Origin of the sequence: Methylobacter sp. BBA5.1, from assembly GCF_000746145.1 — a bacterium.
Taxonomy (GTDB): domain Bacteria; phylum Pseudomonadota; class Gammaproteobacteria; order Methylococcales; family Methylomonadaceae; genus Methylobacter; species Methylobacter marinus.
This window is the reverse complement of record NZ_JQKS01000012.1, coordinates 86523-100028: the sequence shown is the minus strand read 5'-3', so window position 1 is coordinate 100028 and position 13506 is coordinate 86523. Positions and strand designations below refer to the sequence as shown.

Sequence of the window (13506 nt, the reverse complement as noted above, 5' to 3'; positions counted from 1 at the left end):
CGTTGGTGAGATTTAGTGGATGAAAAAAAGCAGATAGTCATTATTTTTTTTGTGTTCTTCATAAAACCCGCATGGCTAGTAGGGGCCAGCTTATTGTGGCCTGCGTGGGTTCTCGCCGCTGATAACAGAGTTGAAGAGGTGTTGCCATTGGCGCAACTGATCCAGGAGGCGTTGGATGAAAACCCTGAAATCAAGGCAGCCGAACAACGCTGGGTATCTGCTCAGGCCAGGATTCCCCAGGTCCAAACCCTGCCCGATCCTAAACTTCTCCTGTGGCACAGGGAATTAGAAAAACGGGAAACGATGTATGGCGTCAGTCAGGCGATTCCGTTTCCCGGCAAACTTGGCATCAAAGGAGACATCGCTTCCAGTGAAGCCGAAATACTGGAACAAAACTATCTGGCGACCCGACTCGGAATAGCGGCCGGCCTCAAAGAGGTTTATTGATTACATCACTAGTGTCCGGTTAAGAATCAAATAGATTCAATTGGTTATAAGCGTATGGTTGTTGGTATTTGTATTCACTGCTCTGTAAGGCTTGTTGGATAGGGATTTTCTCGAACAAAGTCACCGATAAAATCTGTAACAAAGTGTAGAGTGAAGCATTCATGTTGAGCTGCTTTTTGATGATGGCAACGAGCACATAAACCGAAACGGCGATCCAGATTTGTGATTTAACGGCATTTTCCGACGTGCCATATAATCGCTTGATCCGCAGATGTTGCTTGATCCATTTGAAGAACAATTCGACCTGCCAGCGGCTTTTATAGAGGGCGCAAATCGTTGGTGACGGCAACGTGAAGTTGTTGGTCAGAAAGATCAGCGTCTTGCCGGTTTCTGGGTCTTTAAAACGAATACGCCGTAACTGTTGCGGATAGTCTTTCTTAGAATAAAAACCATCAAGTGCCATAGTCTGGTCGCAGATGATGCCGGTACTGCGGTCAGTGGGAGCAGAATAAAGCCGATGAGCATCCAGATTGGATTTGGCGCGAGTGACAAAGAATGCGCCGGACACGTGCAAGGCATACAGCCTGGCAAAATCGACATAACCTCGGTCCATCACATAGATGGCCCCCGGTTCAGGCATCAGTAGATCAAGCGCCTTGACGTCGTGCATTTTGCCGTCTGAGATATGGATGAAACTTGGAATACTGCCGCGTAAATCGAGCAAGGTATGCAGTTTAACAGCGGCCTTGGTGGTACGGAAATTTGCCCATGGGAACACGGATAAACAGAGATCAATCGTCGTTGAATCCAAGGCATAGACGGTGTTGGTCAAGTCCAGCCCCAAGTCTTCGTTGGCGTAAAGTTTCCGGGCTTGACCGATCAACCGATTGGCAAATTCAGCATAGATGCGCCAATCACGGTTGGCATTGGCATCGGCCAGTGTTGAACGGGAGACCGCTTCGCGGATGCCCATGTGATAAAGCTTGTTGGCTTGCGCCGACAAACAGGCTTCGATGTCGCGGAAGCTTTCGCGATAAGTGAGTTGAGCGAAGGCCAGAATACGAAAGTGTTCGGCACAATTGAGTGTCCGGACACGATAATTGCCATCGTATCGCGAAACGATGCGATGAAAAGTTTTCCAGGGTAAAAAGTCCATGATCTGTGCAAACAACGTTTTGCCAACATACATCGCAATCTCCCGCAGCAAAAGCGGGCAGACTGCACGTATATGGATTGCCGTTCAAGTCGGGGACACCCTATCAACGCCTGGAGAAGTTGAATTATAAGAATTTGAGGCTATTAAAGCCGTTTTTAACCGGACACTAGTGTGATTACATAGAAAACCACGCTCTCTGAGCGTGGTCAGAGTTCAACGGCTATGCCAGTTGAACAACCCAAATGTTAAGCCTAAGTTGTGTTGTCCCCACAACATCAACATAGGAGTAACAAATGAGTTGTTTTCGAAAGTTATCACATGCGTTATGGCATTGCCAGTATCATATAGTATGGGTGCCGAAATATAGCCTGCGAATTTTGATAGGTCAAGTCGGAGAAGAGGTTCGACGGTGTATATGCGCATTTTCAGAGCAATTGAAGTGCGAAGTGATAGAGATCAACATCTAAATCGATCATGTCCATCTGATCGTCATGATCCCGCCGAAAGTATCGGTTTCCGATTATGTCGGAACCGTGAAAGGGCGGACGGCGATCCGAGTCTTCAATCAGTTCCGACATTTAAAGCAGAAGCCCTATTGGGGAAATCATTTTTTGGCGCGCGGATATTGCGCTGACACTATCGGCCTAGACGAGGAAAAAATACGAAAGTATGTTAAATGCCAGGAGAAAAAAGAACGCGAAGTGGAGTAGTCGATCACTACTAAGAGAATGGGACACCAATACCTTGCTTCATCAGGGGCAAGGTATTTTATCCCCTACCAGGGGTTATACCAAAACCACCCGCTTAGCGGATGGTTTTTTTACTCGCACAATGCGGATGAGCTCACGCCTTCATACTGTCAAATAACTCTTAACTGTGGGCATTGATCCTGCACCGACTCAAAATAACATATCCGTTGTACGGATTTTATAATGTGTTTACGAGGCCATTATGTCGCTACAAATGATTTTCAAGTGTATTGTTTTAACTTGCGCTTTGCTTACCTGCAGCATTGCTGCCGGTGCAGAGCAAACAATTTTAACACTTCAAGCCGCAGCCGAACTGGCCGTTCAGGATAATCCCGATCTGGCGCAAATACAGGCGCGGGCCCAGGCGATGGCGGCTATTCCTTCGCAAGAAGGCGCATTGCCGGACCCTCAAATCAGTATTAATGCGATGAATCTGCCGGTTGATACCTTTAATATCCAACAGGTAGATATGACACAAGTGGGTGCGGGTATTTCTCAAGCCATTCCTTTTCCCGGCAAACTGGCGCTTCGTGAACAAGCGGCGGCTTTTGAAGCGGAAGCGGCCTCACAAAACGTAACCGAGCTGCGCTGGCGACTGTTAAGCGAAGTTAAAACGACCTGGTGGTTGATTTTTTATCTGGATCGCGCGCTACAGATTGTTGATCAAAACTACGATTTGTTACAGCAGTTTGTGGAGATTGCCAGAACCAAATATGAAGTCGGCGAAGGTTTACAGCAGGATGTCTTGCTGGCGCAACTGGAATTATCCAAACTGCTCGATCAGCAATTGATCCTGGAGGGAATGCGCCGCAGCGCAGCCGCCAGCCTGAACGCGCTGCTGGATAAACCTGCCAACGAAGAGCTACGTTTACCGGAAATAATTGATTTGCAATTGCCGACTCTTAAGCAGGAAACCCTGCTCTACCAACAGGCAGAAGCATCGAGAGCCTTGCTGGAGAGCAATAGGCTGGGGATTAATGCCGCCCAATCGCGTCTGGATTTGGCAAAAAAAGGCTATCTGCCGGATTTCACTGTTGATGCTTCTTATGGAGTCAGAGCAAACACACCTTCCGGTGATAAGCGATCAGATCTTTTCAGTATGAACCTGAGCATGAATGTACCGATTTTTTACGCCCAAAAACAGGCCAAAGAGGTTGATCAGCGTACCAGCGAATTAATGAAGGAAAAATATGCTTTACAAGATGAGTGGAACAAGGTGCGCTCCCAGATTTCCCAGGGCTACACGGATTACCAGCGCGCCAAGGATCAGGTGGTGTTGTTTGACACCGGCATTGTGCCGCAGGCAAGACAAACCGTTGCCTCCATGCTGGCGGGTTATCAGGTCAACAAGGTTGATTTTCTGAATTTGGTACGCAGCCAGATTACCTTACTGGAATACGAGACCCGCTATTGGAAAGCCTTTACTGAAGCCAATCAATTTCTGGCACAACTCACTGCCGCTGTTGGCAAGGAAGAAATTCATGAATAAGCAGATAGTAATAACAGCCGTTTTGATGCTGGTTTTGGGGGCCGGCGGGGGATACTGGCTGGCTAATCGGCAGCAAAGTCATGAGCAGCCGGTCAGTTCATCAACCAAAAGCGGACAGCCTTTGTTTTATCGTAACTCGATGAATCCCTCAGTAACCTCGCCCGTTCCGGCAAAAGATGCGATGGGCATGGATTATGTGCCTGTCTATGCCGAGGATAAGACGGCAACTGACGAACCGGCCGGTACCGTTAGAATTGACCCGGTTACCGTGCAAAATATGGGGGTGCGGACGGTAATTGCCAAACAGACTCAGCTCTCGCATGTGGTGCGAGCCGTTGGCCGCGTAGCGTATGATGAAGAGCGTCTCGTGCGCCTGCATCCCAAAACCGAAGGCTGGATTGAAACGCTGCGTGTCGATAAAACCGGGCAATGGGTCAAGAAGAATGAAGATTTGCTCAGCATTTATTCACCGCAACTGGTTGCCAGCCAACAGGAATATGTGCTGGCGTTAAACAATCTTAAAGTGCTGGAGAAAAGTCCGATCGAAGACATTCGCCGCGGCGCGGAAGATTTGGTCAACAGTTCCCGTGAGCGTTTGAAATTGCTGGATGTTCCGGCGCATCAACTGCATGACCTGACTGAAACCCATAACATCAAAAAAAGCCTGCATATCCATACCCCGGCGGCCGGCATCGTAATCAACATCGGTGCTCGCGAGGGGCAGTATGTGACGCCGGCAACCGAGCTGTACCTGATCGCCGATTTATCCACAGTCTGGGTCTATGCCGATATTTACGAATATGAATTGCCCTGGGTTAAAACAGGCGATCCCGCTGAAATGCGACTGGCCGGCGTTCCGGGACGAATTTTCAAGGGCCATCTGGCTTTCATTTATCCTTACGCGGAACCTGAAACCCGAACCATCAAGGTGCGCCTGGTATTTGATAATGCGGAATTATTGTTAAAGCCCGATATGTTCGCCGAAGTGACCATCCGTGCCGGCAAACAGGCCGATGCGGTGGTCATTCCTTCCGAGGCGGTCATTCGTTCAGGTGCAAAAACCCAGGTTCTCATTGTGCGCGGCCCAGGCAAGTTTGAACCGCGCCTGGTCACCACCGGCTTATCGTCTAATGGCGATGTTGCCATTCTTGACGGCGTCAAAGCAGGCGAAGAAGTCGTCACTTCCGCACAATTTCTCATTGACTCCGAATCAAGGTTGCGTGAAGCCACAGCAAAAATGTTGGAGCCTTCAGCGCCGCAAAAGTCTGAACCAAACCGGTTGCCCATGGAACAGGGAGCGCATCAACATGACTGATTTTATCATCAACAGTTCGCTAAAAGACCGTTTTATGGTGCTGCTCGGTGCGATTATCCTGGCGCTGGCAGGGCTTTGGTCGTTTAAAACCATGCCGCTGGATGCGATACCGGATCTGTCCGATGTGCAGGTGATAGTATTTACAGAATATGCGGGGCAATCGCCGCAGGTGGTTGAAGACCAGGTCACCTACCCGTTAACCACGGCCATGCTGGCTGTACCGCAGGCCAAAGTGGTGCGCGGCTATTCCTTTTTCGGCCTGTCTTTTGTCTATATTATTTTTGAAGACGGTACCGATATGTATTGGGCGAGATCGCGGGTGCTGGAATATCTCAATTACGTTGCCGGCCGATTGCCGCAGGGCGTTACGCCGGCATTAGGCCCCGATGCCACCGGCGTCGGCTGGATTTACGAATACGCGCTGGTGGACAAAACCGGCAAGCACGATCTGTCGCAGCTGCGCTCGATTCAGGACTGGTATTTACGCTATCCGCTACAGACCGTTCCCGGTGTGTCCGAAGTGGCTTCGGTGGGCGGTTACGTCAAGCAATATCAGGTGGAAGTCGATCCTAATGTTTTGCAGGCTTATAAAATCCCGTTATCCACCGTAATCACCGCCATCAAGCGCTCCAATAATGATGTCGGCGGCCGATTGTTTGAAATGGGCGAAACCGAATATATGGTCAGGGGCTTGGGCTATATCAAATCTATCGCCGATCTCAAAACCATCCCGGTGGGTGTCGATGCCAATGGCACGCCGATACGTTTGCAGGATGTCGCCCATATCCAGATTGGCCCGGAACTGCGCCGCGGCGTCGTGGAACTGAACGGCGAAGGTGAAGTGGCCGGTGGCGTGGTGATCATGCGCTTTGAGGAAAACGCCCTGGCGACCATTGAAGCGGTGCGTAAAAAGCTTGAGGAGTTAAAAAAAGGCTTGCCGGAAGGGGTTGAAATCGTCACCGTTTATGACCGCGGCAGTTTGATAGAACGCGCAGTGGACACGCTCAATGAGGCGCTGACTCAGGAACTCATCATTGTCTGTGCATTGGTCGGCTTATTTCTGCTGCACCTGCGGTCATCGCTGGTGATTGTCATCACGCTGCCGCTGGGTGTTCTGATGGCATTCATCGTCATGAAAGGGCAAGGCATGAATGCCAATATCATGTCGCTGGGCGGTATAGCCCTTGCCATTGGCGATATGGTTGACGGGGCTGTGGTGATGGTTGAAAATGCCCACAAGCACCTCGCCGCGGCCGCCGAAAAAAAACAGGCCGAACTGACCGAAAAAGAGCGCTGGCAAATCATCGGCGAATCATCCCGGGAAGTGGGCACCGGCCTGTTTTTCTCGCTGCTGGTCATTACCGTTTCCTTCCTGCCCATTATCACCATGCAGGCGCAGGAAGGGCGTTTATTCAGCCCGCTGGCCTTTACCAAAACCTACGCGATGGCGGCGGCCGCGATATTGACTATTACGCTGGTGCCAGTGCTGGTGGGTTATTTTGTCCGCGGCAAGATCATTCCCGAACAAAAAAACCCGATCAACCGTTTTTTGCACTTTATTCACGCGCCCGCTTTGAAGCTGGCGATGCGCTGGCGGGCGGTGACGTTAATACTGGCTGCCCTGTTGATGGCGTCAATGCTATACCCGTTTTCCAAAATCGGCAGCGAATTCATGCCGCCTCTGGATGAAGGCGATATTTTATACATGCCGACCGCGTTTCCAGGTATGTCCATCACCAAAGCCAGGGAAGTGCTGCAGCAGACCGACAAGATTCTGAAAACCTTTCCTGAAGTGCATCATGTTTTTGGCAAAGTCGGACGCGCGGAAACGGCAACAGACGCTGCCGGGTTAATAATGATGGAAACGACCGTTAAACTGAAACCCCGGGAGCAGTGGCCTGATCCCGATAAAACCACCCGGCAACTGATGGATGAAATGGACAAGGCCATTCATTTTCCCGGCTTGGCCAACGCCTGGACCATGCCGATCAAAACCCGCGTCGACATGCTCTCTACCGGCATCAAAACACCGGTTGGCATCAAGGTTTCAGGTCCCGATCTGAACGTCTTGCAGACTCTGTCGCTCGAAATCGAACGGGCGATGAAAACCATGCCGGAAACACTGTCGGCCTACGGTGACCGGGCCGTCGGCGGCTATTTTCTGGATTTTGATATCAACCGGGAAGCGGCGGCGCGTTATGGACTAACCGTCGGCGATGTGCAGGACGTTATTCGAAGTGCCATTGGCGGCATGAATATCACCGAAACCGTCGAAGGACTGGAGCGGTATCCGGTCAATCTGCGTTATCCGCGTGATCTGCGCGATAATGTGGTAGCGTTGCGGCGCGTGTTAATCCCCACGCCCACCGGCAGCCAGATACCGTTGACCCAGGTGGCCGAGATTAAATTTACCCGCGGCGCGGATGTGATAAAAACCGAAGATGCCAAACCCAATGCCTGGATCTATGTGGATATCAAGACCTCCGATATCGGTGGATTCGTCGCTCAGGCCCAAAAAATCCTGGCCGAGCGCGTCAAACTGCCCCCCGGTTACACCGTCGCCTGGTCAGGCCAGTTCGAATACATGGAACGCGCGGCAGAGCGCTTGCGCATGGTCGTGCCGCTCACACTATTGCTGATTTTTATCCTGTTGTATTCCGCTTTCCGCAATATCACCGAGCCCACTATCGTCATGCTGACCATCCCCTTTAGTCTGATCGGCGGCATCTGGTTTATTTACTGGCTCGGATTCAATTTGTCGATCGGAGTCTATGTCGGTTTTATCGCCCTCGCCGGCACAGCCGCCGAAACCGGCGTCATGGTGCTGAGCTTTATTGATATTGAAATTGATAAACTGCGGGAGCAAAAACAGGCGCCCTTGACCGCCGCCGAAATCAGGTCCGTTACAGAAGCCGCCACCGCACTGCGGGTGCGGCCGGTAGCGATTACCTCTCTTGCCAACATCGTCGGCTTAATTCCCATTATGTGGGCCACCGGCACCGGCGCCGATGTCGCCCAGCGCGTGGCAGCCCCAGCGATGGGCGGCATGCTGACCGTGCTGATATTAAGTCTTTTGGTGTTTCCGGTCATCTACAGTCTGGTGCTGCAATTTCAGGAAAGGCGCAAGCAAGGAGATGTTAAACAATAAACATTGATTGGAATCGCCTTAATTAGGGTGCACTAATGATTTTTTAACGCACATTTATTGTGCGAATAAACTTGGATATAAGATAAAAATACCTAACTTATTGATTTATCATAAATGGCAATATTCGTGCCTTAATATCCTTAATATTAAGGTGCTTGTGCCATGAGCTATAGGAGATAAAAAGTGATAAAAAGCTAACAATCTGAAAAAACGATGTTATTTTAACTATGTTTGAATTCTCCTGGAGAAGACCTGTGAAAACAAAGTTACTTATTAGAGCACCTTCGATATGGCACTTACCAAAACTCAACTAAGGGACCTATACAGGGTGCGAGCGGTCAATTACGACTTTACCGCCAATCTCTATTACCTCATTGGGTTTAGAGAAGTGAAATACAGGAAGCAAGCAGTTTCCGCGCTCGGCCTCAATCCCGGTGACACAGTAGTAGAGATCGGATGCGGAACCGGTTTGAACTTTCCTTATTTATTGGAAGCCATCGGTGAGACTGGCCGACTCATTGGTGTCGATTTTACAGACGCGATGTTAGAAAAGGCGCGGGAGAAAATTTACCGAAATAGGTGGCAAAACGTCGAACTCGTGGAAGCCGATGCTGCACGCTACGAATTCCCGGATGGAATTCAAGGTGTTTTCTCGACGTTCGCACTTACGCTCGTGCCCGAATATGAGCAAGTCATCAACCATGCTGCACGTGCCCTCGCCAATGGTGGACGTTTGGTAGTCACCGATTTCAAGAAACCGGACCGGTGGCCTTTGTGGCTCGTGAAGTTGGGCGTACTCATCACTAAGCCATTCGGCGTTACGCTGGATTTAACGGACAGGAAACCGTGGGAGGTCATGATGCAGTACTTCTCACGCGTAACCGTCACTGAATTGTTCACTGGTTCTGTATACATCGCTGTGGGCGAGAATTCATGAGAATTCGCTCTAACAATCGCTGCAAGCTCCAGGTAAGGCGATGATACAATATGCCCTAAAAATTGTCCTTTCAGCAGCCATTCTCGTAGCTGTTGCCGAGTTGGCCAAACGCAGCTCTTTTTGGGCGGCTGCATTGGCCTCTTTGCCGCTCACCTCGCTGCTCGCTTTCGTCTGGCTTTACCTTGACACCGGCGATATTAAAAAAGTAGCAACCCTTTCCCATGGTATTTTCTGGCTGGTATTACCCTCGCTGGTGCTATTCATCGTTTTGCCCTTGCTGCTTCGAGGTGGTCTTGGATTCTGGTTAAGCCTGGGTACTGCTTGTTTTGCTACCGCCGCCGCCTATTTCTGCATGGTTAAAATTTTGGGGGTATTTGGTGCCCACATTTAGTTTTCTACAACCAATACGACGTTCAAACGGAACTGGTCAAAAGCTGCGTTTTTGTCCCTTACCTTCAACGCCAAACATTTTCAGGAAAGTCAATGGTTGATTGTTGCAACGACAAGGCTTGCGAGATAGAAGCTCTTCGAAATCGCCAAAGCTCGACGCTTAAGATAGTGTTAGGTATTAATGCTGCCATGTTCATAATAGAACTCACAGCCGGACTAATCGGTGGCTCTGTCTCGCTGGTGGCGGATTCGCTGGATATGCTTGGTGATACCTTGGTGTACGGTTTCAGTATTTACGTCGTTGCGCGCGGGGTAAGAATGAAAGCTAATGCAGCCTTGTTGAAAGGAGGTATCATGGCGGCCTTTGGTGTTTTCGTTCTTGGACAGGCCGTTTACAAGATCGTTTTCCCGCAGGTTCCAGTTTTCGAGGCTATCGGTGCAATTGGTCTGCTGGCGCTTGCCGCGAATAGCATTTGTTTTATTTTGCTCTGGCGGCATCGAGCCGACGACATCAATATGAGTTCAGTTTGGTTATGCTCTCGCAACGACATTATTGCCAATGTCTCGGTGTTGTTTGCTGCCGTAGGAGTATGGCTTACCCGTTCAGGTTGGCCCGACATTCTAGTTGGCTTGGCACTTGCCGTACTCTTTCTACGATCAGCGCTATTAGTATTGCGAGAGGCTAGTTCGGAGCTTCGAGCAATCAAAGGCTAACATTTTCATCAACTCGGACAGTCCGGCTTACGAACCCCATGGCATAGTAAAGAAAGGAGAATTCCCATTATGAAACCCGATACCGACCAACCCAAGGCTCCTGAATCGAAGCAGGCGCACATCGGCCACGGCCATCATGCCCACATGGCGATGGATTTCCGGAAACGTTTCTGGATCTCGCTTGTTTTGACCCTGCCGGTTCTAGCCCTTTCGCCAATGCTCCAAATGCTGGTGGGGCTGCGCGAAGCCTTTCGTTTTCAGGGTGACATCTATGTGCTATTCAGCTTTTCTTCTGCGGTCTTTTGGTATGGCGGATGGCCGTTTCTTAAAGGTTTGTTCAAGGAACTTAAGTCCAGACAACCTGGAATGATGACGCTGGTCGCCGTCGCCATTGCTACGGCCTACCTTTACAGCAGCGCCGTGGTGTTCGGCCTGACCGGCAAGATGTTCTTCTGGGAGCTGGCAACCCTCGTTGACATCATGTTGCTCGGACATTGGATTGAAATGAAGTCCGTAATGGGCGCCTCAAAGGCACTGGAGGAACTGGCTAAACTGATGCCCTCCGACGCCCACAAACTCATGCCCGACGGTAGCGTGAAAGACGTACCTCTCGGCGAACTGGTTGTGGATGACAAAGTCCTGATCAAGCCAGGTGAAAAGATTCCGGCAGACGGTATTATTTTTGAGGGTGAAAGTTCGGTTAATGAAGCGATGCTTACCGGGGAATCAACTCCAGTCACCAAGGAGATCGGCGGCAAGGTTATTGGTGGCTCCATCAACGGCGAAGGCTCGCTGACCATTGAGGTCAAAGGCACTGGTAAGGATTCGTTTCTGTCTCAGGTCATCGACTTGGTCAAACAGGCACAGGAAAGCAAATCGAAGACCCAAAACCTTGCCGACACTGCCGCGCTGTGGCTTACCCTTATTGCTCTGGGGGGCGGAGCGTTCACTCTTCTGGTCTGGCTGGTTTTCATGGGCAAGGACTTCGCATTCGCCATAGAACGCGCCGTCACCGTAATGGTCATTACCTGTCCGCATGCACTCGGCCTGGCGGTGCCGCTGGTGGTGGCCGTCTCCACAGCTCTGGCTGCAAGCAATGGTCTCCTCATTCGTAATCGCGGTGCTTTCGAAAGCGCCCGAAAACTACAGGCCATCATTTTTGATAAGACCGGCACACTGACCGAGGGCCGTTTTGGCGTGACCGACACACTGGTGCTTTCACAGGATATAGACGAAGATACGCTGCGCAAGTATGCGGCCGCCGTGGATGCTAATTCCGAACATCCTATCGCCAGGGGTATTGCCGCCGCTTCGGAACAGAAGCTGCCTGTCGAAAACTTCAAGAGCATCCCGGGCAAAGGCGCAGAAGGCCGGGTCGATGGCAAGGAGGTCAAGGTAGTCAGTCCCGGCTATCTGCAGGAACAAAACATCGACGTGACTGACGAGCGCGTCGAACCACTGCAAGCCCAGGGAAAGACGGTCGTTTTTGTCCTCGTTGACGGACAGTTGAAAGGCGCGATTGCCTTGGCCGATATCGTCCGACCCGAGGCGAAACAAGCTATTAAGGCCCTCAAGGCCTTGAATATCCGATGCATGATGCTGACCGGTGATAACAAAGCGACGGCTAAATGGGTCTCGGACCAGATCGGACTGGATGAATACTTCGCTGAAGTCCTTCCCCAGGACAAAGCCGCCAAAGTAAAAGAAGTGCAATCCCGTGGCGTGCTGGTGGCCATGACTGGCGACGGCGTAAACGATGCCCCTGCGCTGGCTCAGGCTGATGTGGGCATCGCCATTGGAGCCGGTTCCGATGTGGCGGTGGAAACCGCCGATGTGATTCTGGTACGGAGCAATCCGTTGGATGTTGTGGCCATCGTGCAGCTTTCTCGCGCCACCTACAGCAAGATGATTCAGAACTTGGTCTGGGCCACAGGTTACAACGTCGTTGCCATTCCGCTGGCAGCCGGATTTCTTTATGCGTGGGGCGTGCTGCTCACTCCTGCTCTGGGTGCGGTGCTGATGTCTGCGAGCACTGTAATTGTGGCCATTAATGCGAGGTTGCTGCGACTGAAGAAATGACCAAGCAGTTCAAAGAACAGAAACAAAATTTTCGATTAACACGAACCAAGCCATAGCCCCGTACCGTCTTCGGATGCGTGCGGATGTTTAATATCAGCGCCGAGTATGATATGAGAGTCATAGAAAAACCCATTTCCAGTTACCCCTGGTACCTTCGTCCATTCTTCTGGAATCAAAAAAGAAAATACGGACAAACCCTTAAGCCTGCATTGATTTGGGCCAGAGTCCCCAAGTTGTTTGCAGCGATAGCCCTACTCTATGGGGTGCTGGATAGAAAAAGCAGCCCTATCGATCCGGTTCTACGCTCCTTGATTACAGTGAGAGTATCGCAAATAAACGGGTGCTATTTTTGTATTGATATTAATTCCGCTGTGTTGGCAAAAAGAACCGGCTCCATGAACAAGGTGGAGGCACTTGAGCGATGGCAAGAAAGCGAGTTGTTTGATAACAAGGAAAGGGTTGTCCTGGAATATGTCGAGGCAATGACTTATACCGACCGGCAGGTTGATGATGATTTGGCCCAGCGCCTGTATCAATACTTTAATGAAGATGAATTAGTCGAACTGACTGGACTCATTGCCTTTCAGAATTTATCCAGCAAATTTAACAGAGCCCTGGATTTGCCTGCGCAAGGATTTTGCCGTCTGCCGGAAAGCGTAGATCGCAATAATGAAAAATCGAACGTTTAATACAAAAATGACACTGTAGCCTTGTTGGTCGAGCAACAGCTTTTCGTTGCCCGACGTTTGGATGTCCAATGAAGGTGTGGTGGCGGGCAAGCCCAAAGGCAGTTGTCGTTTTGGTCATGGAAATGCCGGGCATAAAAAGCATGCTTGACCTGACTCAAGATTATGCCGAACCTTTCCCTGGAAGTGTATCGCGGGCAGGTCGAGGCCAGCAATGGTCATACCCATGGCGGGCTGGAGGGGCACGGAGCCGAAAAGGAAAGCAAGTCCGGCGCTGCACACTCTCACGACAAGAAACCGCATTCCCACAAGCACGGCGATAAGCACTGACCAAGCCCCGGAAGATTACGGAAATGTAATGTCTCGGTCAGCCTCCCGTAAGGAACAACTATTTAA

Annotated in this window: 10 protein-coding genes and 1 pseudogene; 10 read left to right on the top strand and 1 reads right to left on the bottom strand. The window is 50.6% G+C overall.

Annotated features, from left to right (window positions below):
• The first annotated feature begins 15 nt into the window (after positions 1–15).
• The gene (locus EK22_RS08705; RefSeq protein WP_036250015.1) at positions 16–447 is read left to right on the top strand and encodes a TolC family protein; all 432 of its coding nucleotides are present in this window, start codon (positions 16–18) and stop codon (positions 445–447) included.
• Between the two features lie 19 nt (positions 448–466).
• Here EK22_RS08705 and EK22_RS08700 read toward each other — a convergent pair whose 3' ends face one another.
• Positions 467–1636 (bottom strand): IS4 family transposase, encoded by a 1170-nt coding sequence (locus tag EK22_RS08700; protein ID WP_051961798.1) that lies wholly within the window; start codon positions 1634–1636, stop codon positions 467–469.
• A gap of 260 nt (positions 1637–1896) precedes the next feature.
• Here EK22_RS08700 and tnpA point away from each other — a divergent pair.
• From tnpA to EK22_RS08655, 9 genes and pseudogenes are all read left to right on the top strand, one after another.
• Positions 1897–2313: pseudogene (gene tnpA, locus EK22_RS08695) on the top strand (IS200/IS605 family transposase).
• A 241-nt stretch (positions 2314–2554) separates the two neighbouring features.
• A complete protein-coding gene (locus EK22_RS08690; RefSeq protein WP_036250012.1) occupies positions 2555–3841 on the top strand; it encodes a TolC family protein in 1287 nt (428 codons plus the stop codon).
• A complete protein-coding gene (locus tag EK22_RS08685) occupies positions 3834–5156 on the top strand; it encodes an efflux RND transporter periplasmic adaptor subunit (RefSeq protein WP_036250010.1) in 1323 nt (440 codons plus the stop codon). The genes EK22_RS08690 and EK22_RS08685 overlap by 8 nt, the downstream gene beginning before the upstream one ends.
• On the top strand, positions 5149–8304 hold the full coding sequence (locus EK22_RS08680) for an efflux RND transporter permease subunit (protein WP_036250008.1): 3156 nt from the start codon (positions 5149–5151) through the stop codon (positions 8302–8304). Before EK22_RS08685 ends, EK22_RS08680 begins: the two co-directional genes overlap by 8 nt.
• A 289-nt stretch (positions 8305–8593) precedes the next feature.
• The gene (locus EK22_RS08675) at positions 8594–9241 is read left to right on the top strand and encodes a class I SAM-dependent methyltransferase (protein ID WP_036250005.1); all 648 of its coding nucleotides are present in this window, start codon (positions 8594–8596) and stop codon (positions 9239–9241) included.
• Between the two features lie 40 nt (positions 9242–9281).
• The gene (locus tag EK22_RS08670) at positions 9282–9632 is read left to right on the top strand and encodes a DUF3147 family protein (RefSeq protein ID WP_036250003.1); all 351 of its coding nucleotides are present in this window, start codon (positions 9282–9284) and stop codon (positions 9630–9632) included.
• A gap of 92 nt (positions 9633–9724) precedes the next feature.
• A complete protein-coding gene (locus EK22_RS08665; protein ID WP_036250001.1) occupies positions 9725–10345 on the top strand; it encodes a cation efflux transmembrane domain-containing protein in 621 nt (206 codons plus the stop codon).
• A 69-nt stretch (positions 10346–10414) separates the two neighbouring features.
• A complete protein-coding gene (locus tag EK22_RS08660) occupies positions 10415–12424 on the top strand; it encodes a copper-translocating P-type ATPase (RefSeq protein ID WP_081917804.1) in 2010 nt (669 codons plus the stop codon).
• A gap of 83 nt (positions 12425–12507) precedes the next feature.
• Complete coding sequence (locus EK22_RS08655; RefSeq protein ID WP_235209258.1) at positions 12508–13113, top strand: carboxymuconolactone decarboxylase family protein; 606 nt, start codon at positions 12508–12510, stop codon at positions 13111–13113.
• Positions 13114–13506 lie beyond the last annotated feature (393 nt).